Annotated in this window: 17 protein-coding genes and 1 rRNA gene; 4 read left to right on the top strand and 14 right to left on the bottom strand. The window is 56.7% G+C overall.

Annotated elements, in window-relative coordinates:
* Nucleotides 1–52 precede the first annotated feature (52 nt).
* Nucleotides 53–2,095 carry an AsmA family protein gene (locus RHN82_RS10735; RefSeq protein WP_045357941.1) on the bottom strand — a complete coding sequence of 681 codons (2,043 nt, stop codon included), beginning with the start codon at nucleotides 2,093–2,095 and terminating at the stop codon, nucleotides 53–55.
* A gap of 65 nt (nucleotides 2,096–2,160) precedes the next feature.
* Nucleotides 2,161–2,934 (bottom strand): cyclic-guanylate-specific phosphodiesterase, encoded by a 774-nt coding sequence (gene pdeH / locus RHN82_RS10730; protein ID WP_003861193.1) that lies wholly within the window; start codon nucleotides 2,932–2,934, stop codon nucleotides 2,161–2,163.
* Between the two features lie 230 nt (nucleotides 2,935–3,164).
* Between pdeH and RHN82_RS10725 the strand changes: the two genes are divergently transcribed.
* Entirely contained in the window at nucleotides 3,165–4,094 is a 930-nt protein-coding gene (locus RHN82_RS10725) for a sugar kinase (protein WP_047052451.1), read from the top strand.
* 50 nt (nucleotides 4,095–4,144) lie between these two features.
* On the opposite strand, the gene RHN82_RS10720 is transcribed toward RHN82_RS10725, so the two are convergent.
* The 9 genes from RHN82_RS10720 to bcsR form a co-directional block, all read right to left on the bottom strand.
* On the bottom strand, nucleotides 4,145–5,635 hold the full coding sequence (locus RHN82_RS10720; RefSeq protein WP_047052452.1) for a pitrilysin family protein: 1,491 nt from the start codon (nucleotides 5,633–5,635) through the stop codon (nucleotides 4,145–4,147).
* 222 nt (nucleotides 5,636–5,857) lie between these two features.
* Nucleotides 5,858–7,144, bottom strand: coding sequence for a C4-dicarboxylate transporter DctC (gene dctA, locus RHN82_RS10715; RefSeq protein WP_015571524.1), 1,287 nt, complete (start codon nucleotides 7,142–7,144; stop codon nucleotides 5,858–5,860).
* Between the two features lie 159 nt (nucleotides 7,145–7,303).
* A complete protein-coding gene (gene hmsP, locus RHN82_RS10710) occupies nucleotides 7,304–9,310 on the bottom strand; it encodes a biofilm formation regulator HmsP (RefSeq protein WP_047052453.1) in 2,007 nt (668 codons plus the stop codon).
* A gap of 120 nt (nucleotides 9,311–9,430) precedes the next feature.
* Nucleotides 9,431–12,913 carry a cellulose synthase complex outer membrane protein BcsC gene (gene bcsC / locus RHN82_RS10705; RefSeq protein ID WP_047052454.1) on the bottom strand — a complete coding sequence of 1,161 codons (3,483 nt, stop codon included), beginning with the start codon at nucleotides 12,911–12,913 and terminating at the stop codon, nucleotides 9,431–9,433.
* Nucleotides 12,895–14,001 carry a cellulose synthase complex periplasmic endoglucanase BcsZ gene (gene bcsZ / locus RHN82_RS10700; RefSeq protein WP_032649803.1) on the bottom strand — a complete coding sequence of 369 codons (1,107 nt, stop codon included), beginning with the start codon at nucleotides 13,999–14,001 and terminating at the stop codon, nucleotides 12,895–12,897. The genes bcsC and bcsZ overlap by 19 nt, the downstream gene beginning before the upstream one ends.
* A 6-nt stretch (nucleotides 14,002–14,007) precedes the next feature.
* Nucleotides 14,008–16,431, bottom strand: coding sequence for a cellulose biosynthesis cyclic di-GMP-binding regulatory protein BcsB (gene bcsB, locus RHN82_RS10695; RefSeq protein WP_071886799.1), 2,424 nt, complete (start codon nucleotides 16,429–16,431; stop codon nucleotides 14,008–14,010).
* Between the two features lie 10 nt (nucleotides 16,432–16,441).
* On the bottom strand, nucleotides 16,442–19,057 hold the full coding sequence (bcsA, locus tag RHN82_RS10690) for a UDP-forming cellulose synthase catalytic subunit (protein WP_047052456.1): 2,616 nt from the start codon (nucleotides 19,055–19,057) through the stop codon (nucleotides 16,442–16,444).
* Nucleotides 19,054–19,806 carry a cellulose biosynthesis protein BcsQ gene (bcsQ, locus tag RHN82_RS10685; protein ID WP_003861177.1) on the bottom strand — a complete coding sequence of 251 codons (753 nt, stop codon included), beginning with the start codon at nucleotides 19,804–19,806 and terminating at the stop codon, nucleotides 19,054–19,056. Before bcsQ ends, bcsA begins: the two co-directional genes overlap by 4 nt.
* Nucleotides 19,807–19,817: 11 nt before the next feature.
* Nucleotides 19,818–20,006 carry a cellulose biosynthesis protein BcsR gene (gene bcsR / locus RHN82_RS10680; RefSeq protein ID WP_003861175.1) on the bottom strand — a complete coding sequence of 63 codons (189 nt, stop codon included), beginning with the start codon at nucleotides 20,004–20,006 and terminating at the stop codon, nucleotides 19,818–19,820.
* Between the two features lie 174 nt (nucleotides 20,007–20,180).
* Here bcsR and bcsE point away from each other — a divergent pair, with 174 nt between their 5' ends.
* From bcsE to bcsG, 3 genes are read left to right on the top strand one after another with little or no spacing between them, the layout of a single operon-like run.
* Complete coding sequence (gene bcsE / locus RHN82_RS10675) at nucleotides 20,181–21,743, top strand: cellulose biosynthesis c-di-GMP-binding protein BcsE (RefSeq protein ID WP_047052457.1); 1,563 nt, start codon at nucleotides 20,181–20,183, stop codon at nucleotides 21,741–21,743.
* Nucleotides 21,740–21,934 (top strand): cellulose biosynthesis protein BcsF, encoded by a 195-nt coding sequence (gene bcsF, locus RHN82_RS10670; protein ID WP_006808586.1) that lies wholly within the window; start codon nucleotides 21,740–21,742, stop codon nucleotides 21,932–21,934. The genes bcsE and bcsF overlap by 4 nt, the downstream gene beginning before the upstream one ends.
* A complete protein-coding gene (gene bcsG, locus RHN82_RS10665) occupies nucleotides 21,927–23,606 on the top strand; it encodes a cellulose biosynthesis protein BcsG (RefSeq protein WP_017693804.1) in 1,680 nt (559 codons plus the stop codon). Before bcsF ends, bcsG begins: the two co-directional genes overlap by 8 nt.
* A 32-nt stretch (nucleotides 23,607–23,638) precedes the next feature.
* Here bcsG and birA read toward each other — a convergent pair whose 3' ends face one another.
* The 3 genes from birA to rrf form a co-directional block, all read right to left on the bottom strand.
* Complete coding sequence (gene birA / locus RHN82_RS10660; protein ID WP_003861169.1) at nucleotides 23,639–24,601, bottom strand: bifunctional biotin--[acetyl-CoA-carboxylase] ligase/biotin operon repressor BirA; 963 nt, start codon at nucleotides 24,599–24,601, stop codon at nucleotides 23,639–23,641.
* Complete coding sequence (gene murB / locus RHN82_RS10655; RefSeq protein WP_047052458.1) at nucleotides 24,598–25,626, bottom strand: UDP-N-acetylmuramate dehydrogenase; 1,029 nt, start codon at nucleotides 25,624–25,626, stop codon at nucleotides 24,598–24,600. Before murB ends, birA begins: the two co-directional genes overlap by 4 nt.
* Nucleotides 25,627–25,760: 134 nt before the next feature.
* Nucleotides 25,761–25,876, bottom strand: a 5S ribosomal RNA gene (gene rrf, locus RHN82_RS10650).
* Between the last annotated feature and the right edge of the window lie 64 nt (nucleotides 25,877–25,940).

Here is a 25,940-nt window from a genome sequence, read left to right as displayed (position 1 = left end):
GCTTTCAAATTACTGGAGCCCCCTCTCCCCACAGGGAGAGGGAGAAACGGGACTACTTCTTCATCTGCGATAAAATCGTCCGACACTGATTCGCTTCGCCTTCTGACGGCGAAATCAACGCCAGCAGCGCCGCCGCAGGGGTGACCAGCGTAGCGAGCGCGGCGGCGACCGCACCACGCGCAATCAATGGCCCGGCCTTCACGCCCGCCTGCGGATCTTTGAAGGTCCCGCGAACGTACAGCGGCGAGCGCAGGGTAATGATACGAATGCCTTTACTTTCCGGATCGATGGTTAAATCCAGCTGCTCGGACGCCATGCTGGCGGTACCGGTGACGTTGATAACCGCGTTTTCCGTGTCGAAGGCGAAAATCTGCGGACGCGCCACGCCGTTGACCAGATCCAGATTTGCCGCCGCGCAGTTAACGCGTACTTCGTCATCACCGAAGATTTGCCCGATGATAAAGTTCCCGACGTTCAGCCCCAGGATCTCCATCAGGTTACGGCTCACCAGCCCGTCGTTCATCAGCAGCTTCAGGTTGCCGTTTCCGCTGCCCAGCAGCGCCGCTACCGAGTTACCCGTGCCGCGAATGTCCGCGTCGCCGTTCATCTCACCGAGGGTCTTCTGCATCAACTCCACGTCCGGCATCAGCTCTTTCAGCTTCAGCCGACGCGCCTGGATCTCCGCCCTTCCCTGCATTGGCTTTTTATCCCCCTCCAGGTGGATATTCGATGAAATGGTTCCCCCGGCCATGCCAAACTTCAGCGGTTGCAGGCGCAGGTCGGCGTTTTTCAGGATGATATGGGTCGAGAGGTTGCTCAGCGGCAGCGTGCTGCCATGCTCAATTTTACGTCCTTTGAAGCGCACATCCGCGTCCATCACGTCCCACTTGTCGGTTTCGAAGCGGTCATAGGGCAGCACTTTACCCGCAGGCTGAACGTCCTTTTTAACCTCTTTTGACTTCGTGCCTTTGCCCGAATCTACGCCAATCAGCGGACCAAGATCGGCCAGACGCAGCTGGCGGGATTCAACGTCCCCCTCCAGTTTCGGGCGCGGTTTACCGGTGGTGTAAGTCAGCGTGCCGTGGATATCGCTGTCGCCGATGCGGCCGTTAAAATTCCGGTAGTCAAAGACGGACGATTTTTCGGTGTTGATTTTGGCAACCAGGTGCCCGTCCGTTTCAAACGGCGGGGTATCCGGCAGCAGCACGCCGGTGAGATCGTACAGTTCACCCAGCGAATCACCGGCAAACTTAAGCTGGAGGTCGACGCCGCCCATGTTCATCGGGTCGTTAACCGTGCCCACGAACGCCACGCGGGTATTGCCCGAGCGGAAATCCGCCTGCACCGGGAACGGCGTGCCCTCGCTCCTGAGCGCCAGCATGCCGCCGATTTTGCCTTTCCCCGTCAGCGGCTGGCCGTTGTAGCGCCCTTTCGCCGTCAGGCCGAAGACGTAATCGCCCGCTTTGCTGTCATCGCCTTTGGCTTTGCTGCCCGTCACTTCGCTAAACGGCAGCGGCTTGCCCAGCGGATCGACGAGGATCTCCACGTCAGCCTTACTCACCTTATCGTCAATGGCGATCCGCCCCCGATCGAACAGAATATTGTCGAGGCGGAAAGACCACGAAGAGGGCTGCGCATTCTGATCTTTATCGCCGCTGCTGGCGAGATCGAACGTCCAGTTGTTGTTTTTCTCTGACAGGCGAATCAGCCGCGCGTCGGGCTGCTGGAGTTTGATCCACGGCAGATACACCGTTTTGGTTAACAGGGCTAACGGCGCCAGCGTGGCTTCCACGCGCGGCAGGTGGATCATGGTTACTTCGGGGATGTCGGGCGGGTTGCCGAGAATAATATCGTCGGCGTGAACGTGCGGCCAGGGCACCCAGCTCCGCCAGCCGGTTTCCTCTTTCTGGCGCTCCCACACGACGCCCAAATCGCCACGTATTGCGAAGGGGCGGTTCAGCTCGGTTGAGACTTTCTGGTTGATGGTCGGTTTGAGGCGGTTCCAGTCAAACGTGGCGATAATGATGATTAAGACCACGATCAGCAACAAGAAAATCCCTGCTGTCCAGGAAATCACCCTGGTTGTTTTTGTCATTGTTGTCCCCTTTCCTGATGAACTTGCCTCTAAAACTATAGTTCAGACAAAGGGAAGCGGGCAGATCAGAGGCTGGTTATCACCTTTTCCAGGGTATCCATGGGGACAGGACGAGAGAGGAAATAACCCTGTGCCGCCGCTGCCGGAGAATTTTGCACGTCGCGCCACTCCTCCAGCGTCTCTACGCCTTCCACAATGACGCCCTGGCAATAGCGGTTCATCAGTTGCAGGAGCATCGTAAACAGGTTCCGTCCCTCCGGCGTCTGGCGCAGCATGATAAACAGATCGCGGGCCACTTTGATGTAGTCATAACGCACTTCGCTCAGGGCGGAGAAGTTGGCCATACCGGTACCGAAATCATCCAGCCACAGCGGGCCAAACTCACACATCGAGGCAAACGAGGAGTCTTGCGGCAGCTGAACATGTTCCACCAGCTCGAAGCGCATCCACGGCAAGGTGGCAATCAGCGCCTGCAATGTCGCGTTCTGACGTAACGCCATCAGGGTTGGGCCATCCACGTTCACCGACGCCAGAATACCGTGCTGCTCGAAGAACGCCTGCTTCGTCGCCAGCATTCTCAGCTGCTCTTCCAGCACGTCGATACGCTGACGCACGGCAACCTCCGCAAAATAGCGGTCCGGCGCAATACGCTGGGAAGGATTCGATGGATGAGTGACGACCGTTAACACCTCAATCGCCATTAACCGACCGTCGGTACGGTAGATGGGCTGATAGGTGTATGCTCGCTCACATTGCAGCCAGTAGCGATGCTCCTGCAAGTTCTCAATACTTGCCTCAGGCGTAGTGCTCAGCCGCTGGATAACCTGCTCTGACTTCATTTCGGATGTCCTGTTGTATGGGATAGCCTTTCTGGACTCGTCACTGAGTTATCGGCCCGCCAGGTGAGAACTTTATGTTCAATTCACCGGGAAAATGAAATTAAGATGACAGAAATATGCCGGAATACGCGCTGGCTCAAAAAAAATAATGGAACGTCGTTTTAATATAGTTGACCATAAAAAACACACAGCGCACACTACCCTTAATTACTTTGTTCAGGTTCACGACTATGTCTAAAAAAATTGCCGTGATTGGCGAATGCATGATTGAGCTGTCCCAGAAAGGCGCGGAAGTCAGCCGCGGTTTTGGTGGCGATACATTGAACACCTCCGTTTACATTGCCCGTCAGGTCTCCCCCGACGCGCTGAGCGTGAGCTACGTTACCGCGCTGGGAACGGACAGCTTCAGCCAGCAGATGCTGGAAGCCTGGCAGGGTGAACACGTTGGGACCTCGCTGATCCAGCGAATGGAAAACCGCCTGCCGGGTTTGTACTACATCGAAACCGACAGCACCGGCGAGCGCACCTTCTATTACTGGCGTAATGAAGCGGCCGCCAAATTCTGGCTGGAAAGCGAGGCCGCCGCTGCCATTTGCGAAGAACTGGCCACCTTCGATTATCTCTACCTGAGCGGGATCAGTCTGGCGATCCTGAGCCAGGAGAGCCGTGAAAAGCTGCTGTCACTGCTGCGCGAATGCCGTGCCAATGGCGGTAAGGTGATTTTCGATAACAACTACCGTCCGCGTTTGTGGGCCAGCCGCGAAGAGACGCAGCAGGTCTACCAGCAGATGCTCGAATGCACCGATATCGCCTTCCTGACGCTGGATGATGAAGACGCCCTGTGGGGCGAAAAACCGGTTGATGAGGTCATTGCCCGGACGCAGGCTGCCGGGGTCAGCGAAGTGGTGATCAAGCGCGGGGCGGAGTCTTGCCTGGTGGCGGTTGCAGGTGAAGCCGTAAAAGAGGTCCCGGCGGTGAAGCTGGCGAAAGAGAAAGTGATCGATACCACGGCGGCGGGAGATTCTTTCAGCGCGGGGTATCTGGCGGTACGTCTGACAGGGGGTACGTCGGAAACGGCGGCGCAGCGCGGTCATTTAACGGCCAGCACGGTGATTCAGTATCGCGGAGCGATTATTCCGCGCGAGGCGATGCCTGCCTAAGGACTGTGCGGGCTGCTTGCCCGCACCCTAACCCTCTGGGAACGCAGGGCTTACTGGCCCTGCGGAATATCACTCGCATCCTGATGTAAATCATCGGCTGCCGTTTGCGCTGGCTGCGGCGGCGTCGCCATGATGGCGTTCCAGGTGGCCTTCAACTCTTTCATGTCATATTCCGGCTCACCTTTCGGCTGCAACAGAATCAGCGCCATATCCTGCGACAGCTGCTGACGCAGATCCTGATTCAGCATCTCCACGGTCAGACCGTTCAGGAAGTCCTGACGCAGTTTCTGATACTGCTCCGGCGCGATATCCACCACCTGATTCTGCAAGGAGCGAATGCGCTGGCTGATTAAGATATCGGTATCGGCGCGGGCATAGGTGGCGAACAGTTTCTGCAATTCAAGGGATTTCTGCGCCACCAGCGCGTTAAACTCCTCTTCAGACAGGCCCTCTTTACGCACTTTAGCCAGCTCTTTCGCCACCACGCCGAGATTGGCATTCAGCTTATCGCCCGGCGATTCCACGTTAATGGCGCACTGGGCGCGCTGGAACAGCACACGGCAGTCAAAGCCCAGGCCAATATCTTTCACGTTGTTCTTGCTGAGCGTCTGCTGAACGTGCCAGAACAGCGCTTCACGCGCGAGATCCGCACGCCAGTAACGCAACAGCGCAGAAGACTCGCGGATCGGCTGCCAGGCCGTATCCCACATCATTGAAAGACGATCCTGACGCACGGTATCCGTCATGATGCTGACCGTCTCAGGACGCAGCGGGGACAAGGTAGGAACAGGGGCGGGCGTTTCACGCTTCCCTTTCAGATCGCCAAATGCTTTGTTGATCTGTTCTATCACCGTACGGCTGTCCACGTTGCCCACCACAATCAGGGTCATGGCATCCGGGGTGTACCACTGCTGGTAGAAAGATTTCACCTGCGCGGCATCAACCGGCTGTTTTAGCGGCTCTGCCGGGTCGTGGCCAAGCAGCGTTGACCCTTTCAGGCGGTAGCGCCACCAGCCTTCTTTGGTATCCGTCGGCCAGGTCGCCACCATGTCGCTGTTGCTCAACGCATAGTTAACGGTCTCAGGCGTAATCGCCAGTTTGCCGGTGGCATCGGAAAGATAGGTAAGGGCTTCTTTAAGCAGATCGTTACGGTTGTTGGGCAGGCTCAGGTTAAACATGGTGTAGTCATAGGAGACCACAGCCGGAGGCAGCGGGCGTTTCGGATCGATGGCCTGTTGCCATAAAGAACGCACCTGAACCGCCTGCAAACTGCCGCTCTGGGTGAGCGCCAGTCGAGGAATAAAGTGGCTTAAGCCGGTCTGCTGGGTGCTTTCAGTGAGGGAGCCGGTATTCACAGAAAGACGGATTTCAATGCGATCGCTCGGACGTTGCGGAGTGGATAATACCTGCCACTGGAAACCGTTCGCCAGTGTTCCCTGTTGCCAGGCCGGGTCTGGCTGGAGCGCATCTGCCTGCACATAACTGGCTGCTGCCATCATCAGCAAACCGCCGGTTAAGAGTCGAATTTTTGTGCCCTGCATGTGAACCCCTGATCAACATTCCTGGTTAAAGAGAGTGTCTCGCGACGTGAGCACTCAAAGATGACGATGAAAACCTTCCGATTAGACAGCGTGTTCGGCTAAACGTCACGGGCGGAAGTGAAATATACCCAAAAAAAATCTTGTCGAATTATGACAGGTATGAACGGTTATTATGCGCAGGTGCCCGCATCCCCACAAGGGAATACGGGCATTTATGAGGGATTAAGAGGATAAACCGGGGGTTTTGTCCTCAGATGTGCGGTTATTCAGCGTATCGTTAAGCTTCTTGTGATCCAGCTCTTTCACCCACTTCGCCACCACAATCGTCGCCACGCCATTGCCGACCAGGTTGGTTAACGCACGGGCTTCAGACATAAAGCGGTCAATACCGAGGATCAGGGCCAGGCCCGCCACCGGCAGATGGCCCACCGCCGAAATGGTGGCCGCCAGCACGATAAATCCGCTGCCCGTTACGCCCGCCGCCCCTTTTGAAGAGAGCAGAAGCACCACCAGCAGCGTAATCTGATGGAAGATATCCATGTGGCTGTTAGTGGCCTGGGCAATAAAGACCGCCGCCATCGTCAGGTATATCGAGGTGCCGTCCAGGTTAAAGGAATAGCCCGTAGGAATAACCAGCCCCACCACTGACTTACGGCAGCCCAGCTTTTCCATTTTATCGAGCATACGCGGCAGCGCGGACTCCGAAGAGGATGTGCCGAGGACAATCAGCAGCTCTTCACGAATGTAACGGATAAATTTGAAGATGCTGAAGCCGGTCGCACGGGCGATGGAGCCGAGCACCACCACCACAAACAGAATACAGGTGATGTAGAAGCAGACGATCAGCTGGCCCAGCTGTACCAGCGTGCCGACGCCGTATTTCCCGATGGTGAAGGCCATCGCGCCAAAGGCGCCAATCGGGGCCAGACGCATAATCATGTTGATGATGCCGAAGATCACCTGCGAGAAGCTTTCAATGACGTTAAAAATCAGCTGACCTTTGCTGCCAAGACGGTGCAGGGCAAAGCCAAACAGCACGGCAAACAGCAGCACCTGGAGGATGTTTCCGCTGGCGAACGCGCCAATCACGCTGCTCGGGATCACGTCCAGCAGGAAGGCAACAATCCCCTGATCTTTCGCCTGTTCAGCGTAAACCGCCACCGCTTTCGCATCCAGCGTGGCCGGGTCGACGTTCATGCCCGCGCCAGGCTGTACTACGTTGACAATTATCAGGCCGATAATCAGCGCGATGGTACTGACAATCTCGAAGTACAGCAGGGCAACCGCCCCCGTACGCCCGACCGCCTTCATGCTTTCCATGCCAGCGATACCGGTCACCACGGTACAGAAAATGACCGGCGCGATGATCATTTTGATGAGCTTAACGAACGCGTCGCCAAGCGGTTTCATCTGCGCGCCCAGCTCCGGGTAGTAGTGACCGAGCAGAATACCGATGGCGATGGCTGTCAGGACCTGGAAGTAAAGACTTTTGAAGAGTGAGGTTTTCATAGGGTGTCCCTGGAAAGAAAAACTACAGGCTTTGTAAGGTTATGGTTAACCTGCGGCTTTAAAATAACACCCACATAACAGGACAGAAATAAACGGGGTTCAAATTTGAAACACAAATGTTAAGAACTTTGAGCTGGCTCGCACAAGCCAGCAACAAAATTACACTTTTGCGTTATTGCCAGCGTCGGAGAGATAGCGTTGCTCAAAGATATCCGTCGGTACGGCGCGGTCAAACAGGAAGCCCTGTCCGCTCTCCACGCCCGCCGCAGCCAGCCAATCACGCTGGGCGTCGGTTTCAATACCCTCGGCAATGACGTGCAGATTCAGGCTGTGCGCCATCTGAATAATGGCCTGTACCAGGCTGCAATCCTCCGGCAGCCCTTCCACAAAGGTTTTGTCGATTTTCAGGACGTCCACCGGCAGGGTTTTCATGTGCTGGAGCTGACGCAGGCCGGAATACCCCATACCGAAATCGTCCAGCGCAATGCGGATCCCGGCATTACGCAGCGGTTTCAGAATGGCGACAGCGTCGTCAGGATTATCGATACAACGGCTCTCGGTGACTTCCAGGATCAACGTGTGGGGCTGGATGCGGTAGCGGTGGATCAACTCGAGCATCTCCGGCACCATGGTCGGGTGCATCAGCTGTAGCGCAGAGAGATTCACCGACAGCGGCAGCGTGATGCCCCGTTGTTGCCAGGCCGCAAGCTGGCGGCACGACTCTTCCAGCACCCAGTAGCCGACGGTGACCATCAGGCCACAGGACTCGATACGTTCGATCATCCCCTCAGGCAGCTCCCACGTGCCGTCCGGCTGTTGCATACGCAGCAACGCTTCGGCGCTGGTCACTTCACCCGTACGCAAATTGACCTGCGGCTGTAGCCAGAGCGCAAACCGGCGATTATCCATCGCCGTCAGAATGTCGCTCTCTTCCGTCAGGCGCTGCTGGGCTTTTTCCATCTGCTCCGGATCAAAGAACTGGATCTGGTTTTTGCCTTTTCGGCGCGCGGTGAACGCGGCCGAGAAGGCCCGACGATAAAGCTGCTCGGCGGTCAGCCCCCCGTAGTACATCGCAATACCGATGCTGGCGCTCGGGCGAAGCTGGATACCCTGAATGGGCAGCCGCTCATTAATGACAGTGAGTACTTGCTGACCTAGCGTAATGGCGTGCCACGGCTCTTTAACACCGTGCGCGATCACCACCAGGTCATAACCGCTGACCTGGGTGAGCACCATGCGCGGCGCCAGAACGGATTTCACCTTTTCCACCAGCGTCAGCAACAGCATCTCGCGCTGGCTCTCTTTCAGCACGCCCGCCGTGTCCTGCAAGGTTTCGCAGGCAATCACCATCAGCGCGGTGGTCTGCTGGCGGGCGACGGTCTGCTCCAGCAAGGCCATTAAAAACGCTTTGTTTGGCAGATCGGATACCGGAAAACGGGTGGCATTGCTACTGAGCTCTTCCTGCTGACGCAGGACACGCTGCTGGTTGATATTGTAACTCCGGACCAGCATGCCAATTTCATCGTCGTGATGCAGGCGCGGCAACGGAAGCTGATGCCCCATGTGCTCCTGAGGAGAGAGGTCGTTCAGCTCCCGGGCTATGCGGCGCAACGGATGCACAATTAAGCGGTTGATGCACCACGTCAGCGCCACGCTCAGCATTAATGTCAAAAGTAAGTAAGTAGTCACTAACGTAGCAACCCAACTCATGACGAATTTATACCTGCGGTACGAGTCAGCCTGTAGCACCAGGTAGGCCAGCGGCTGCGGGTTAGCCGGTCTTTCCAGGGAATAGAGAGGCAGGGAAATTTGCACCGGCAGTTCAAACAGGCGCATCACCATCATCGGGACGGGACGCTCCGGGATAAAGCTCATCCGCAGCGCCTGGAACTGGTTCGGCAGCACGACATCCGCGCGGCTCACGATACCGGCGGGCTGAATGCGCTTCAGGATGGATTCCGCCTCGGGGATATCCCCTTTCAGGATCGAGGCCGACAGGGGTTCCCGCACCGAGCGGGCAATACTTTCCAGTTGCGAAGCCGTGTTATAGCGGTTCTGCTGTACGGAGTGAAACAGCAAAATGACGCAGAAGATGAAGACAAACAGCATTGTGACGGCAGACACCATCGCCATCTGTTTGATCGTTAAGGAACGGCTGACACGCAAAATGACTCTCCACAAAACTCGAAGCGCAGGGCGCACCAGGGTGTAAACCTGGTGCGTCCGAGTATACCCGATAGCTGCACTTTTAAGAGAGACTTACAATTAGATTAAGTAAAAATCCGATCACCAGTCTGCATAAGGCACCAGCGGTTCCGGTGGTAAGTCCATATCACCCTGCCAGCCCGCGGCAGAATACCGAACGTAGAGCAGCGCATGGCTCGGGGTATAGTCTTTTGCTTCCTGAATATCGACGCCCAGACCGACAAACCAGTTGGACGTCACGCGGCGTTCAACAATCGCCCTTGCGGTATAACCCGTTCCTGACGAGCTACTTCCGGTTTCCATTACACCTTTATCGGTATAACGGCCTGGCTCATTGTCCGGGATCAGCCCCTGTAACGGATAACGCATCACATCTTTTGTTTTTGAATGGGACCAGGAGACGGAGCCGCCCAGCTCCCATGACCAGTTCTCTGTGCGTTTACGCCAGTTCACCGGTAAGGCGAACGACACATACTCCTGGGGACTGTAGTAACCGCCCTGGCCCAGCGAATAACCACTTAAATCCTTATCGTAATGCCAGAGCATGTTGGACACGCCCACCGTCAGGCGTTCGTTGTTCTGATTGATGAGCTTGTAGTAATAGCCGGTCATCCAGCGGACGCGCCAGTTATCTTCGACATTCTTCCCGGTGAGGCTGTCGGCACTCAGGCTTGACCAGATCCCGTTAGCTTCGCCTTTGTCGTAGCTCATGCTCACGCCACCACCGGTGGCACGCACGCCGCCCCAGGTGGTGTCGGTATTGGGATCTTTTTGCCCGGCGAAGGCCAGCACCGAGCTGGAAATCGGACGGCGATGGGCGTTCAGGGTGTAGCCAATCGGCCCTAAATCGTTGCTGTAGCTCAGGCTGCCCACCACATCGACCACGTCGAAGCCCATCGGCGTTGTACCGATATCCCACGCCCAGGTTTTGTTCTGCCAGCCGACGGCCACGCTGGCGCCGTTGGCCGACTGGTTCGTGCTGCCGTGACATGGCGTTTCGGCGCAGGTACCCCATGTCGGATCGTAGGTTCCGTTATCGGTGTCAAAGGAACCGGCGTTCATATTGACCAGATCGCTACGGAAGAACATACGTCCGTCCGACAGCGGCGCATCAACCTGGAGCATGGTGGTATGCGCTTTCAGGTCGGAATACCCTCCCGTGCCGCTGGAACCCCAGTAGTCGTGTTGCAGCGTGACGTTCAGATCCTGCTGACGATAAAGATCGCCTGCATCGCTGCGCACGCCGCGCTTCAGCCAGTCATCTTTCTCATCGTTACGCGTGAGCCGCGTAAAGCTGTCGTTATCGGTCGGACGGGTCGTTGTGATGCCCGATGAGACCATCGCATCTTTCCAGGTGTCCAGCGCCTGCTGAGGCTGACCATTTTGTGCCTGGAAACGGGCGGCATCGCGCATCACCAGCGCACTTTCCATCGAAGGCGGCTGCGATTTGGCCTGCGGAAGAATGGCGTTGAAGGTCTTTTCTGCCGCGGCACGATCGCCCAGGCCGGCCTGCGCCATGGCAAGCCGTCGCTGCATATTGATGGAGAGCGGTTCGCCGTTCTGTGCCGCGGGCAGCTTCGCCAGCGCCGCGCGCGCCGCGTCCTTGTTGCCCTGGGCAAGGTAAACCTCGGTCAGGCCGAGGATCGCGTCTTCGTTCTGCGGTTCGCGTTGCAGGACGGTGTTGTAGGCGGTTTTCGCGGCCTCATGATCGCCTCGCTGTTCAGCCCAGTCCGCCAGCGTCAGGTCGATACGGGTGGACGGAGGCTGCTGGCGAAGCAACGTTTCCGCTTCCTGCTCTTTTCCACTGTCGCGCAGGCGGTTGGCGGTTTCCAGCACCTGGTTACTTTGCAGGCGGTCTGCCAGCGCCTGGATGTTGCCGTTCCACTTGTCGCGCGGCAGCGTGTTCAGATGCGCCAGCGCCGCCCGGTCCTGATCGTTACCGGACAGGTACAGCCCGCTGGCGTAAACCTGATCCGGATCGCCCGGTTTCTGGCTTGCCAGCTGACGCATCAGGTTATCCGCCTGGCTGCGCTGACCCGCGCTATACAGATCGCGTGACAGTCGGTAGGTGATCCACACGTCGCCCGGGGAAAGCGCAAGGCGTCGGCGCTGAATTTCTGCGGCCTGCGCATATTTCCCTTCGCTTTCCAGCTGTTCGGCCTGGGCTGAAAGCTGCTCGTTCGTCAGGCTACGTTCAATATCATCAATGCTGCGGCGCTGGCTGGCAGAGAGCGACTGAATAAACTGCGTCGCCTTCTCCGGAGACTGCGCGCGATAAATATTGGCGAGACCGCGCACCGCGTTACTGTTGCTGCTGTCCATCCGCAACGCCTGGCGGTAATAGCGTTCGGCCGCGTCGTTATCTTTGCGCGCCGCCGCCGCATCACCTAACCCCAGAACCGCGTAGCTGTCGGTATTGTCGATATTGCGCGCCTGCTGGTAATAGCGTTCGGCCTGGGCCGTATTGTTGGCTTTCAGGGCGTTATCCCCCTGCTGGATCAGCAGCCAGTATCGGTTGACCTTCAGCAGGCTGTCCCATTTACCCCGGTTATCGCTCTGCGGATCGATGGCGATCGCCTTTTCAAACTGCGCAACCGCACGCGCGCGATCGCCTTTCTGAGAATAAGCCTGCCCCAGCGCGCCTACGGCTTCACTGTCGGCGTGGTTGGCGCTGACTGCTTTCTGCAACTCCGTTACCGCTTTACTGCCCTGCCCGGCATCCACTGCGGCTAACCCTTCGGCTTTGGCGCGGAACGCCGGATCGGCGAGCTGTTTTTGCTGCGCTTCAAACTGGGCGCGCGCCGCCGTCACGTTATCGCCATCGCTGAACACGCTCAGGTATTGTTGCAGCGCGGTAACGCTGGCGCTGCTGGCCGGCTGATCTTTGATCTGCTGGTACCACATGTCCGACGCCTGACTGCGGCCATTGTTCGATTTGGCCATCTCCTGCAACACCGCAAACCCTTCATCACGCCGTCCGCTCTGGAACAAAAGCTGTGCCAGCGAGGACTGTAGCGGGACGTTGCCCGGACTGCTGGCGTTTATTTTCTTAAGCTGATTAATGGCCAGGTTGCGGCGGGCTGGCTCTTTCGCCACCACGTTCCAGTACTCCGTCGCGATGTCGCCGCTGGGCGGCTTACCGTCAAACAGTTTGTCATACGCGGCAATGGCTTCCTGGGTGTGCCCGGTGGTGGCAAGCAGGCGAGCCTGCTGGAGGGCCTGGCGACCATCCGGCGTGGAGAGCAGCATAGTAGTACGGGATGACTGGTAGGCACTGGAATCGGGTGCCATTCCTTTCAGGCGATCCAGCTCTTTTTGCGCGCCCGCCGTATCGCCCTGTCGTAACAGGTAGCGGAAGCGCGCGGCAATCACGTCCGGGTTGTTGGGGTCGATCAGCTCAAGGCGATAGAGCGACTGGCGCACTAAATCCTCACGCTGGGTGGATTCCCCCAGACGGACCTGTTCCAGCAGCTGTCTCTGCTGCGGGGAGTTGGCGGCCTGGGCCAGGGGCATTAGCGCCAGACCAAGCGATAAGGTGAGTAGATTCAGTGTGAACGTGCGCATTCCTGGCCCCAATCCGGTAGTAATTCACCTTGCACGGTGAAACGAAAACGATGCTGATCCCACCCTTGTCCAAAGAGGGTCAGAACGTAGCTGTAATAAGCATTGTTATCGGGAAAACGATCGGCGACGTGCTGGCGTTGCACCGCCTGCGCGTCCCGGTTTTGTAAAAACGGAAGGAGGGAGGCAGAAAACCCTACCGGCCCATTTCCGGTGCGTTTCCCGGTCGCGACGTCCACTTTCTCCGGCGGCAAGCCTTGTTTGATTGTGGTGGTCGCCATGGGCTTGAAACGCGCCAGTAGCCGGGCTTTCTGCGGATCGTTATCGTTCATCATCCCTACCCACAGATAGACGCGAATTGCATCGTAGCTGCCGATCAGGGACGCATCCTGCGACAGCTGCCAGCCACCCTTCTTCTGGTATTTCACCCAGTTCGGGGAAAATCCTTTAGGCGCGGTCTCCAGCAGCAGACGCAGGTTAGTTTCACGGAGCGTCGTCCACGGCGCGCCAAAACGGGTGAAATAGCTCGCAAGCTGCGGCGGCAGGTAGCTGGGGTTGAAGCGCCAGACACTCTCTTCGGCAAAACCGACTTTACCCGGCAGCAGCATAGAACCCAGCCCCGGCACCTTCACCACTTCCTCACTGGCAATGCGCGTCAACAGCGCCTTACCCGTGCGCGTGTAATCGGGATTTTTCCACAGCCGCCCGGCTTCCAGCAGCGACCAGGCAATCCAGATATCGGCATCAGACGCGGAGTTAGGGTCGATAACCGCCCAGGTTTCGTCGTCCTTTTTCCCCCACAGCCAGGCCGGGAGATGTTGGGTTAAATCTCCCTCGGCAAGGTTATCGCGCGTCCATGCCAGCAGCAGATCGAACGCCTTGCGATCGTTTGCCGCGAGGGCAAAGAACAGTCCGTAGCTTTGCCCTTCGGAGGTGGTGATTTTGCGCGCGTCACTGGGATCAATGACGCGTCCACTTTCGCTCATATAATCCTGCTTGAACGTCTCCCAGGCAGGCCAGCGGCAGGCGGCGTGAAGATTCGCCGCCGCCAGCATCAACGCTGCGACTACACACCCGCGAAAGATTTTCATCACCGCTTACTCATGGTCCGGGTTTAGACGACGACGGCTGATGATTCGCAGCAGACGCCACAGTACCCACGCCAGCAGTACGACGCTGAGCGCAGCCAGCACGGCCAGCAGCACCGGGTGGTTAGACAGGGCGTACCACAGCCGTTCGAACCATGGCAGATGACCGACGTAGTAGACATCCCCCACGCGCAGGCTGTTTACGCCCGACTCACGGATCACCGAGACGGAACCGAACATTGCCGCCCGTTTACCGCTGTCGTTCATGGCCGTGTTGAGTAGCTCATAGCCGCGCGGGCTGTCCGCCAGCAGGGCGATAACGCTACGCTGGTCGTTGTACGGCGACTGGAAGCCGACAATCGCGGCCATCGGACCCGTTGAGCTTACGGTCGTCCTGATATTGGCCTGACGATCGCCGCTGTCCGGCATGATGCTTGGGAACTCGGTCTGACGCAGCGGCGTGTTGACCCACGACTGAGCCGCCTGCACCAGCAGATCGACGCGCTTCTCGTCTTTCAGCTTGTCCGGAATGTTGCCGATGACCATGATATCGGCATCTTTGTTCTGGATCTGGCTCCCGTCATCCGTCACCGTCACGTTGATAGCCGGCAAGCCGGTTTGCGCCCCGACGGTGCCCATGGTGTCCAGCAGCGTGGTAACCTGGCCTTCGTTGGCCGCTTTTGGCATCACGACAATCGATTCAGAGAGGTCTGCCATGCGGCTGAACGGGAAGCTGGCGTTAGCAAAGGCACGCAGATCCGGCATCGCGATAAAGTGGTAATACTTCGAGAAGTCGATCGTGGAATCATCACCAATCACCACGTGGTTTTGCACCGGCTGGAAGGTAATACAGTTTTCCACCGATCCACCCGGCATGGGGTTCATATACTGGAAGTTAAACCGCAGCTGGTTCACCGCACCGAGCTTAAGCGCCGGGATCGACACATCGGTTTTGCCGTCCAGCAGCCCCTGCAATACAGGCAGACGAAGCATCAACCGGTTTGTCTCCTGGCTGCTGGCCAGGCTGAATGATTGCAGGAACTGGTTGTTGAGGCTGATATCCATGCGCGAGCTGTCTTTGGTTGCCGGCGCGGTATAACGGTAGTTCAGGTTGATATCAATGCCGTTAGTGCGCAGCAGATAGAGATCCGGCGGCAGGTTCAGCGACAGGCTGACAGGAGACGGTTCAAGCCCGGTTGACTGCAATTGCTCTTCATAGGTTTTCAGTTCGCCAAAGGTGATGGCCCGGTCGGTACGTACCCAGTTCGGCGCATCATAAGGCTTACGTGCCAGCAGCGGTTTCACCTCATCCACCACAACGCTGTTGCCGCGGAACAGGATATTCCCCTGCGCAATGCCTTTCGCCGCCTGCACCAGATCTTTGTCATCACGGCCGAAGATCACCAGCAGCTTCACGTACGGATTGTCCGGATGGCTGATCATCTCGATGGTGGGCGCTTTCACCTCCGGATGGTCACGCAGAAATGCCGGGCGTTTGGCGTTGGTGGCAAACACGATCGCGTTTTTGTCCGGCATTTTGTCGTACATGACCGGGAAACTTTGACCACGCCAGCCGGAGCGGGAACCAAACCAGGATGCCACGATAGAGGCCGCCAGCTGTTCGGTCACATCAGGAGAGCCGGCAAAGACCATCGGCAGATTCAGCGGACGGTTATCACGCGGGTCGAAGAACGGCACCGGGAAGGCGGAGAGATCGTTTTTCAACGCCAGCGGCTGATAGGTCATCTGAAGCGAAGAGTTACGACCGACATCCAGCCACAGGGTGCTGCTGGCCGGGTTTTCACAGACATCGCGGTAGTGGCCGACAAACTCCAGACGCACGCGGTTAAAGTCGGTGATAAACAGCGGATTAATCGGCACCTGAGCCAGGGTTTTCTTACCCAGTTGCTCTTTAGTGACGGGCAGGACGTCCATCAGCTCGTCATTCAGATAGACCTTAAGCTGGGACTGCACCGGCAGCAGCGACGGCGATGGGGTGTATTCCAGGTTGAGCATCGCTTTCGACACAACTTCATCGCTGCGCATACCGAATTCGATGCCGCCATTTGGGTTGATGCCGCGCAGAACCATGCTGCCCGGAGGAGGCGCGATCTGGGCAAACGTCAGCTTAACGTCACGCGACGGCGTATTTTCGGCAACCACCGGCGCACTGGCTCCCGGCACGCCAGGCATGACCTGCCCAACCACCGGGTTGTCGGCGGGCAGCGTATTCCCCGTCGTCGGCTGATTCGGGACGACGTTCTCCGTCTGCCCCGGCGCGGCCGTCACAACCGGATCGGTCGCTTGCGCGACGACAGGCACCGTTGGCGCGGGCGTGGTCGCTGCGTTATCAGGCGCTGCGTTAGCCACTGTTGCAGGGAGCGCACTCATCCCCATTGCCACTGCACATAACCAGGAAAGTTTTGTTTTCATCGCGTTATCATCATTGTTGAGCCATAACCGGGTCCGCCTGCTTCGCTTCATCTCGCTCAGGTCGACGCGGAATGAACGACACGACCCAGGAAACCAGTGAAGTAAGTGACCGGAAAATTAATTTCACCGACGACGGGGCAAATTCTGCAAGGTGACGATAGCCACGGAACCCCAGCTTAAGAATATCCAGCAGGCTTTCCAGAGGCTTATCCTCAGGGAAGCTGTCCTGCCAGAGAGCCCACGTATCCGCGCGGGCAAACGTACACTGCACAAAATCAATGTGTTGCTTTTTAGTCAGCGGCATCAGTTGCAGACCCACTTCATTTCCTCTCACACGCACCACCTGCGTCGGGAAGACATACTCCTGCTGGCCGCGCTTAAGCAGTAGGTTGACCTTCTGCCCCTCCAGCACCTTCGCCTGACCGTTGATCTTGATACCCAGACCGCCATCCGAAAAGTCATGTACGGTACAGGAGAAGAGATGTCCATCGTCGCGAGCAATGGCCGCTGGCATGCTGATTTCGACGCGATGCGCGCGGCGAACCTGTTTGCTCTCCACCGATACCGCCACCGCGCCACCGAGGATAATCAGGTTATAAAACACCCACGCCATACTCACGAAGACCGTCAGAATTTCGTTTTCCGGGCCGTAGAAGTAACGCCAGATCCCAACAATCACCCCCACAATATTCAGCAGCACCAGGAAGATATAGGGCCGGGAGATCACCCAGTCGACATACTCCTCTTCCACCAGCCCGCCCTTCGCGGTGACGTTGAATTTCCCTTTATGCGGGTTAATCAGCGCCACCATGGTTGGCGGCGCGATGTACCAGGCCAGCACCGTTTCGTAAATTTCACTCCAGAAGGAGTGGCGATATTTCCCCTGAATCTTCGAGTTCGTCAGGCTGGCGTGGATCATGTGCGGCAGAACGAACAGGGCAATCATCAGCGCAGGCGCATAGATGATGTAAGCGTGAAGGAGCAGGAACGCCAGCGGCGCAGTGAGGAAGATAAGCCGTGGAATACCCGACAGGAAGTGGAACATGGCGTTGACGTAGCACAGCCGTTGCGCCAGCTTCAGCCCTTTACCCATCAGCGGGTTATCGAGCCTGAAAATTTGCACCATGCCGCGGGCCCAGCGAATACGCTGGCCGATGTGCGCCGACAGGGATTCCGTGGCCAGCCCCGCCGCCTGAGGAATGCGCATGTAGGCGGAGGTATAGCCAAGACGGTGCAGACGCAGCGAGGTGTGCGCATCTTCCGTGACCGTCTCGACGGCGATCCCGCCAATTTCATCCAGCGGCTTGCGGCGGATCACCGCACAGGAGCCGCAGAAGAACGTGGCGTCCCACATGTCGTTGCCGTCCTGCACGAGTCCATAGAACAGCGTGCCCTCGTTCGGGGTTTTACGGAAACGGCCGAGGTTACGTTCAAACGGGTCCGGCGAGAAGAAGTGGTGCGGCGTCTGCATCATCGCCAGCTCTTTCTCCTTCAGGAACCAGCCCATGGTCATTTGCAGGAACGAGCGCGTTGGCACGTGGTCGCAGTCGAAAATAGAGACGAACTCCCCTTTGGCATATTTCAGCGCATTGTTGATGTTACCGGCTTTCGCGTGTTCATGCGTGGTACGGGCGATGTACTCTACCCCCACTTCGTCCGCGAACTGGCGGAACTCGGCGCGGCCACCGTCATCGAGGATCCAGATTTTGATTTTATCCTTCGGCCAGTCGATACCCAGCGCGGCGTAAATGGTGTTTTTTACCACCGACAGGTCTTCGTTGTAGGTCGGCACGAAGAGGTCCACCGTAGGCCACTGGGTCGTGTCTTTTGGCAGCGGCACCGGCTGTCGATTCAGCGGCCAGATAACCTGGAAGTAACCCAGCACCAGCACGATCCAGGCGTAAGTCTCAGCAAACAGCAGCACTAAGCCGCACACCAGGCTGACCGGGTCGTCCCAGTTCAGCGTTGAGGTATATCGCCACCAGATGTAGCGGCAGGAGACGGTCAGCGACAGCACAATCAGCATCAGGGCAGAAAAACGCCCTGGTATGCGCCGCACCAGCAGCGCCACGCCCCACAGCAGGATCAGGAAGGTGAACTGCGCCAGCGGGTTGAAGGGCTGGGTAATACAGACCAGCGCCAGAATCAGCGAGAACACCACAACCACGCCGAGAATAAAACGCCGCAAGCCCGGGTGTAGGTGCCCGAGCTCTTTGTGGTTATCTAAATGACCCGTTCTGTGGCCCACCCGGTCGGGTAGCCGGTCAAGCCACTGGTGGTAGTGTTCACGCAGGTTCTGCACGCGATCGAAGCTGCGCCAGCGGGACGTTTTTTTCTCCGCGCCCGTTGAGGTCGTCAGTAGCCAGATGGACTGAATAGCGTAGCGCGCGGGATCCAGCGGACGCGGCTTGTCAGGGTTGATATGCGGATAGAGTTCACCGTGGCGCGCGCGAATGCGTTGCCAGCGGGGATGCTCAAGTGGGATGAACATCCACGCCAGAATCATCCACAAACAGCCCAGCGCTGCGCTCAGCGACGAGGCGCCGTGATGACGGTAATGGCGGTAGCGTTCACTTAAGCGCGAACTGACCGGCGGGATGAGCAGCCAGTTAGTCAGGCGGCTCATACTGAACTCCCGGCAGGCTCCGGCCTTTTAGCAAAGTGCAGCAGACACCAGTTGGCCAGCGTCAGGATCTCTTCCGCCGCCAGTGAATCGCTACGGTACTCCCCGAGGGGTTGTTTCGACGCGAGACACTCCGCCATCGCTTCGTCACGATGGATCACCATCGGCAACAGGCGGCGCTGACTCTGGAGCCAGACCTGGTAGAGATCGTCCTGGATCTGGCTGCCAATGCGCAGATCGTTGATCAGTATATGGGCATTGGCAGGCATCGGCTGCTGGTGCAGACGGATATGACAATTCGCATCTACGTTCGCGATGGAGAGCACATGGTCGCACTGCGCCAGCAGCTGGCGGGTCAGCGACGCGGCACCGTGCGGCAGGTCCAGCAGGATCCACTGATAGTGCCCGCTCTCTTTCAGGCTCTGCAATGCGGTGATGAAGCGAGAGAACAGGCGCTGGTACGCGGCTTCATTCCCGCGCTCGGTTTCGGTCAATTGACCAAAGGGAAGCAAATCGAGCTGGGAGGTATAACGCAAACCCGCATCCCGCCAGTCTTTATCGTCCAGAAGCGCACGTCCCCAGCCGTTTGCATGCGTAAAGTCGACATTGAATGACATGCGCAGCAAATTATCGGAACAGGCATCAATGACCAGTACCGATTCACCTAATACCTGCAATGACCACGCCAGCGCCGCGGTAACGGAAGTTGTACCTACCCCACCACGGACGCCCTGTAATCCTAGTACAGCCATCAATGGCTTCCTTATTGTTGTTGGGCAAACTCAGCTAATAACGGCCAACGTTTAATAGCCGCCGCCAACTGTTCCCGCTGGGAAATATCGGTGTAATCTATTTCAGGCAAAGAAAAAGCCTGCGTGAGTGCCAAAAAATCGTTCTGGAATGTGTAACCCAGACTTGAGTCGACTGGGGTTGCGGGTTCGTTATTTTGCATTCTTTTTTCATCCCTTTGAGTAAAATCATAAGATTCAGATGCAGCGAGGCGTCCTGCCCACTAAATTTCATTTACATGCTAAATCTGATGTTCTTTAATTTCAATGTTAGGTTTATTTCTACGCTTTCGCTAGTAAACTGAGAGACATAGAAATTCGACGAAAAGAGGGACACCGTGGACTCCATATTTTCTATTGGCATCCAGTCATTATGGGACGAATTGCGCCACATGCCAGTCGGAGGAGTCTGGTGGGTTAATACGGATCGTAATGAAGATGCCATCAGTCTGGTAAACCAGACGATAGCGGCGCAGGGGAAGGATTCCCGCGTGGCCGTCATTACGATGGGCGAAGAGCCGAAGTCAATCATCAGGCTCGACAGTGACCGTGGACCCCAGACAGTACAATTATTTTCCATGCCTGCGGAGGCTGACAGTCTATCCTTTTTACCCCGCGATATTCAGTGTTCTATTGTTCCCGAACACTATTTACTGATTCTAAAATGCTCTAATAACGGCCTGCAAAATATCCCGTCTGAAAAACTGCTGAAATGGCTGGAAAGAATCAACAGATGGGCAAAAAATCAAAATTGCACCTTATTGGTTGTTAACCCAGGCAGTAATAATGACAAGCTTTTTTCACTTTTAATGAGTGAATACCGTTCCCTCTATGGCCTGGCCAGTATTCGTGTCCAGACCGACAGCCATCTTTACGACGTGGCTTTCTGGTGCAATGAAAAAGGGGTGAGCTCCCGACAACAACTTACCCTTAAACATGTCGGGGATGAGTGGCATCTTGCTCAACAGGAAGAGACGGTAGTTCAGCCACGCAGTGATGAAAAACGCGTTCTGAGCCATATTGCGGTACTGGAAGGTGCGCCTGCACTGTCTGAGCATTGGTCACTGTTCGATACCAATGAAGCCTTATTTGATGAGGCGCGCACCACGCAGGCGGCGACCATTATCTTCTCGTTGATCCAAAATAACCAAATCGAAACGCTGGCAAGACACATTCACACATTACGTCGCCAGCGCGGGAGCGCGTTAAAAATTGTGGTGCGTGAAAATAATACCAGCCTGCGCGCCACCGATGAGCGCTTATTACTGGGCTGCGGCGCGAATATGGTCATCCCGTGGAATGCTCCCCTGTCGCGCTGTCTGACGCTGATCGAAAGCATCCAGGGTCAGCAGTTTAATCGACATGTTCCGGAAGATATCAGCACCCTGCTTTCAATGACGCAGCCGATGAAACTGCGCGGCTACCAGAAATGGGACACCTTCTGCGATGCAGTGGGCAACATGATGAGCAATACGCTGTTACCGGCAGACGGAAAAGGGGTGATGGTTGCCCTGCGCCCCGTGCCGGGCATTCGCGTTGAGCAGGCACTTACTCTGTGCCGCCCTAACCGTATCGGGGACATCATGACCATTGGCGATAACCGCCTGGTGCTGTTCCTCTCCTTCTGCCGGGTGAACGATCTGGATACGGCGCTTAACCATATCTTCCCGCTTCCTACCGGGGATATCTTCTCGAACCGCATGGTCTGGTTTGAAGATAATTTGATCAGCGCTGAGCTTGTCCAGATGCGTGCCCTGGCTCCTGAAAAGTGGGCCAAACCGTTGCCTGTCACCAGCGGTGCCAAACCGGTACTCAATGCGAAACATGACGGGCATGTCTGGCGTCGGGTACCTGAGCCGCTACGCTTACTGGATGAGAACAAGGAGAGCGCGCCATTATGAATATCAGCGATATCATCCAACTGGTTGTTCTGTGCGCGCTGATTTTTTTGCCGCTTGGCTACTATGCACGCCATTCCCTGCGCCGTATTCGCGATACGGTCAGATTACTGTTCGTCAAACCTCGCTATATTAAACCCGCCGGAACACTGACTCGCGCTCCGAACGTCAAGGCAAACCGAAAACATGACTAATTCTACCTATACCTCTTCGGCGCCATCGCCACTCTGGCAATACTGGCGCGGCCTGTCCGGCTGGAATTTCTACTTTCTGGTGAAGTTTGGTCTGCTGTGGGCAGGCTATCTTAATTTCCACCCTCTGCTTAACCTGGTGTTTATGGCATTCCTGCTGATGCCAATCCCGAACTTCAGGCTGCACCGTATACGTCACTGGGTCGCTATTCCCATCGGTTTCGCCCTGTTCTGGCATGATACCTGGCTGCCCGGCCCTGAAAGCATCATGAGCCAGGGCTCCCAGGTCGCAGGTTTCAGTGCGGACTATATGCTCGATCTGGTTGAGCGCTTTATTAACTGGCAGATGATTGGCGCGGTATTTGTCCTGCTGGTCGCCTGGTTGTTCCTGTCTCAGTGGATCCGGGTGACGGTGTTTGTCGTCGCGATTATGATCTGGCTTAACGTTCTGACGCTGACGGGTCCGAGCTTCTCGCTGTGGCCAGCCGGTCAGCCGACGACAACCGTGACCACCACGGGCGGTTCCGCCGCCGCGACCGTTGCGACAGCAGGGGATACGCCTGTGGTTGGGGATATTCCAGCGCAGACTGCACCGCCGACATCCACTAACCTGAACGCGTGGCTCTCCAGTTTTTACGCTGCGGAAGATAAGCGTCAGACGAAATTCCCGGACGCGCTGCCTGCCGATGCTCAGCCGTTTGAGCTGCTGGTCATTAACATCTGTTCTTTGTCCTGGGCTGACGTTGACGCGGCTGGTTTGATGTCGCACCCGCTGTGGTCGCATTTCGATATTCAATTCAAGGACTTCAACTCGGCCACGTCGTACAGCGGCCCGGCGGCTATCCGCCTGCTACGCGCCAGCTGCGGACAGCCTTCGCATAAGAACCTCTACCAGCCGGCAGCTAACCAGTGTTACCTGTTTGATAACCTGGCAAAACTGGGCTTTACCCAGCATCTGATGATGGGCCATAACGGTCAGTTCGGTAACTTCCTGAAAGAAGTGCGTGAACAGGGAGGCATGCAGGCCCCGCTGATGGACCAGAAAGGGCTGCCGGTAACGCTGCTGGGCTTTGATGGCTCGCCGGTGTATGACGATACCGCCGTGCTTCAGCGCTGGTTAGATACCGTCGGCAAAGAGGAAGGGACACGTAGTGCGACGTTCTATAACACGCTGCCGCTGCACGACGGAAACCATTATCCCGGCGTAAGTAAAACGGCCGATTATAAGGCCCGTGCGCAGAAGTTCTTTGACGAGCTGAACGCGTTCTTCAACGAGCTGGAAAAATCAGGCCGTAAAGTGATGGTGGTGGTCGTACCGGAACATGGGGGAGCGCTGAAAGGCGACAGGATGCAGGTGTCTGGTCTGCGCGATATCCCAAGCCCGTCCATCACTAACGTTCCGGCCGGGATTAAGTTCTTTGGTATGAAGGCGCCGCATCAGGGAGCGCCCATTGAAATCACCCAGCCAAGCAGCTATCTGGCTATCTCGGAACTGGTTGCTCGCGCTGTAGACGGTAAGCTGTTTGTGGAAGATAGCGTGAACTGGGATCAGCTCACCAGCGGACTGCCGCAGACGGCGGAGGTATCGGAAAACGCCAATGCGGTGGTGATCCAGTATCAGAATAAGCCTTATGTCCGACTGAATGCCGGGGATTGGGTGCCGTATCCGCAGTGACCTGCTACACCCTCTCCCCTGTGGGGAGAGGGTTACTCCGCACTTCGTAACGAAATTTCACCGCCCACCCAGGGCTTAATCACGCCATCCTGTTCAAGAAGCAACGCGCCCTGCGCGTCAATGCCGCGTGACGTGCCGTAAATCTCTTTATCCCCAATCAGCAGCTTCACCGGTCGGTTAATAAAGTTATCCAGCTTTTCCCAGCGAGACAGGAATGGCGCTAACCCCTCTTGTTCAAAGAGCGTCAGCGAACTACGCAACTCATTGATCATGCGGACGGCAAGCGTATTGCGATCGATGGTGATCCCCGCTTCCTGTAGGTTGGTCCAGGCCTGGTTCACGACATCGTTCTGCACGTTTCGCATCACCATGTTCAGCCCCGCGCCAATGACGATCTGTGCGGCATCGCCTGTTTTTCCCGTCAGTTCGACGAGGATGCCCGCCAGCTTTCGATCGTTGAGATACAGATCGTTGGGCCATTTTACCCGCACCTGGTCGGCACCCAGATCGTGCAACACCTCTGCCATAACAATGCCGATGACCAGGCTCAGTCCGATGGCCGCAGCTGGCCCCTGTTCAAGCCGCCAGTACATGGACAGGTAGAGGTTGGCGCCAAATGGTGAGAACCACTTACGCCCCCGGCGGCCACGTCCTGCCTGTTGGTACTCGGCAACGCAGGCATCACCGGATTTCAGCTCGCTCAGGCGATCCAGCAGATACTGGTTCGTCGAATCAATGACCGGCAATACCGCGACGTTACCGTGCCCAATCTGGCTGCGGATGATCTCTTCATTCAGTAACTGGATCGGTTCCGGCAGGCTGTAGCCTTTTCCCGGCACCGTAAACACATCCACGCCCCAGTCGCGGAGCGTTTGAATATGCTTATTGATCGCAGCACGGCTCATGCCCAGCTGTTCGCCCAGCTGCTCGCCAGAATGAAACTCGCCATCAGCAAGGATACCGATGAGAGTTAACGGAATAGTATTGTCCTTCACGCAATGGTCTCCACGGCATTCACTTCGCCCGTTCGGCCAATAAAGCGAACTTCAGGCTCCAGCCAGACATTGAATTTTTCGCCCACGCGCTGGCGAACATGATGCGCCAGGTTGACGACATCTTCACTCGTCGCGTTGGACTGGTTGATCAGTACCAGCGCCTGCTGACGATGAACAGCAGCGCCACCAAGAGTAGTACCTTTTAATTCACACTGATCGATAAGCCAGCCTGCGGCCAGCTTCACGCTGCCGTCCGCCTGAGGATAATGCGGGGCCGTTGGCCAGCCAGCGAGAAACGCTTTTGCATTTTCGCTGCTGATCACCGGGTTTTTAAAGAAACTACCCGCATTTCCGTTAACTTTCGGGTCCGGGAGCTTGGTCATTCGCATATGGCAAACGGCATCAAATACCTCACGCGGTGTGACGGTAGCCGGGTCAAGACGGGTCAGATCGCCGTATGTCAGAATGGGTTTCCAGGTTTTCGCCAGGCGCAGACCAACGGCCACAATGACGAAACGATTCTGATAGTCGTGCTTGAAAATGCTGTCGCGATAGCCAAAGCGGCACTGCTCTGCGGTCAGGCGCTTCGCCGTTCCGGTCGCGAGTTCGATGCAGTCGACATATTCGCAGACGTGTTTCAGTTCGATGCCGTAGGCACCGATGTTTTGAATAGGAGATGATCCTGCACAGCCCGGGATCAGGGCCAGGTTTTCCAGTCCGGGCATCCCTTTTTCAAGGGTATATTGCACCAGATGATGCCAGTTCTCGCCAGCACCCACGTGTAAATGCCAGCTGTCAGCGCTCTCTTTACACCCAATCCCCATGATGCGATTGACGATTACCGTCCCCGCAAAATCATCGAGAAACAGGACATTACTTCCTTCGCCCAGAATAAGTACGGGTTCACCGTTTTCTGTTGCGTTTTGCCATGCATTCAGCAACTGCTGAGCACTGTCGGCACGTACAATTTGATTAGCATTCCGTTGAATACCAAAGGTATTCCAGGGCTTAAGGGAGTGATTCATAGACGCTATCCTGATGCAAAAACCGGGATAGTTTACCGTATATATGGGGGGATAGGTGATTTGTTTATGGAAAGGAAGCAGGTGCAGAAACGCAAAAAGGCCATCCTTGCGGATGGCCTCTTCACTTGTTTGATGCCTGGCAGTTCCCTACTCTCACATGGGGAGACCCCACACTACCATCGGCGCTACGGCGTTTCACTTCTGAGTTCGGCATGGGGTCAGGTGGGACCACCGCGCTAAAGCCGCCAGGCAAATTCTGTTTAATCTGTATCAGGCTGAAAATCGTGTCTGTCTCTCGTTCGCCAAAACATCTT

Source organism: Enterobacter cloacae complex sp. EB5 (assembly GCF_031432835.1).
Lineage (GTDB): Bacteria > Pseudomonadota > Gammaproteobacteria > Enterobacterales > Enterobacteriaceae > Enterobacter > Enterobacter hormaechei_C.
The sequence above is the reverse complement of the archived record's forward strand: the minus strand, read 5'-3'. Positions and strand labels throughout refer to the sequence as shown.

Bases quoted from the DNA above. Each gene is read 5' to 3' on its own strand.
- bcsA (WP_047052456.1), bottom strand. From the start codon at position 19,057: ATGAGCCGCCTGACTAACTGGCTGCTCATCCCGCCGGTCAGTTCGCGC.
- RHN82_RS10735 (WP_045357941.1), bottom strand. From the start codon at position 2,095: ATGACAAAAACAACCAGGGTGATTTCCTGGACAGCAGGGATTTTCTTG.
- bcsZ (WP_032649803.1), bottom strand. From the start codon at position 14,001: ATGAAAATCTTTCGCGGGTGTGTAGTCGCAGCGTTGATGCTGGCGGCG.
- bcsC (WP_047052454.1), bottom strand. From the start codon at position 12,913: ATGCGCACGTTCACACTGAATCTACTCACCTTATCGCTTGGTCTGGCG.
- bcsR (WP_003861175.1), bottom strand. From the start codon at position 20,006: ATGCAAAATAACGAACCCGCAACCCCAGTCGACTCAAGTCTGGGTTAC.
- murB (WP_047052458.1), bottom strand. From the start codon at position 25,626: ATGAATCACTCCCTTAAGCCCTGGAATACCTTTGGTATTCAACGGAAT.
- bcsG (WP_017693804.1), top strand. From the start codon at position 21,927: ATGACTAATTCTACCTATACCTCTTCGGCGCCATCGCCACTCTGGCAA.
- dctA (WP_015571524.1), bottom strand. From the start codon at position 7,144: ATGAAAACCTCACTCTTCAAAAGTCTTTACTTCCAGGTCCTGACAGCC.
- bcsF (WP_006808586.1), top strand. From the start codon at position 21,740: ATGAATATCAGCGATATCATCCAACTGGTTGTTCTGTGCGCGCTGATT.
- bcsB (WP_071886799.1), bottom strand. From the start codon at position 16,431: ATGAAAACAAAACTTTCCTGGTTATGTGCAGTGGCAATGGGGATGAGT.
- RHN82_RS10725 (WP_047052451.1), top strand. From the start codon at position 3,165: ATGTCTAAAAAAATTGCCGTGATTGGCGAATGCATGATTGAGCTGTCC.
- bcsQ (WP_003861177.1), bottom strand. From the start codon at position 19,806: ATGGCTGTACTAGGATTACAGGGCGTCCGTGGTGGGGTAGGTACAACT.
- RHN82_RS10720 (WP_047052452.1), bottom strand. From the start codon at position 5,635: ATGCAGGGCACAAAAATTCGACTCTTAACCGGCGGTTTGCTGATGATG.
- pdeH (WP_003861193.1), bottom strand. From the start codon at position 2,934: ATGAAGTCAGAGCAGGTTATCCAGCGGCTGAGCACTACGCCTGAGGCA.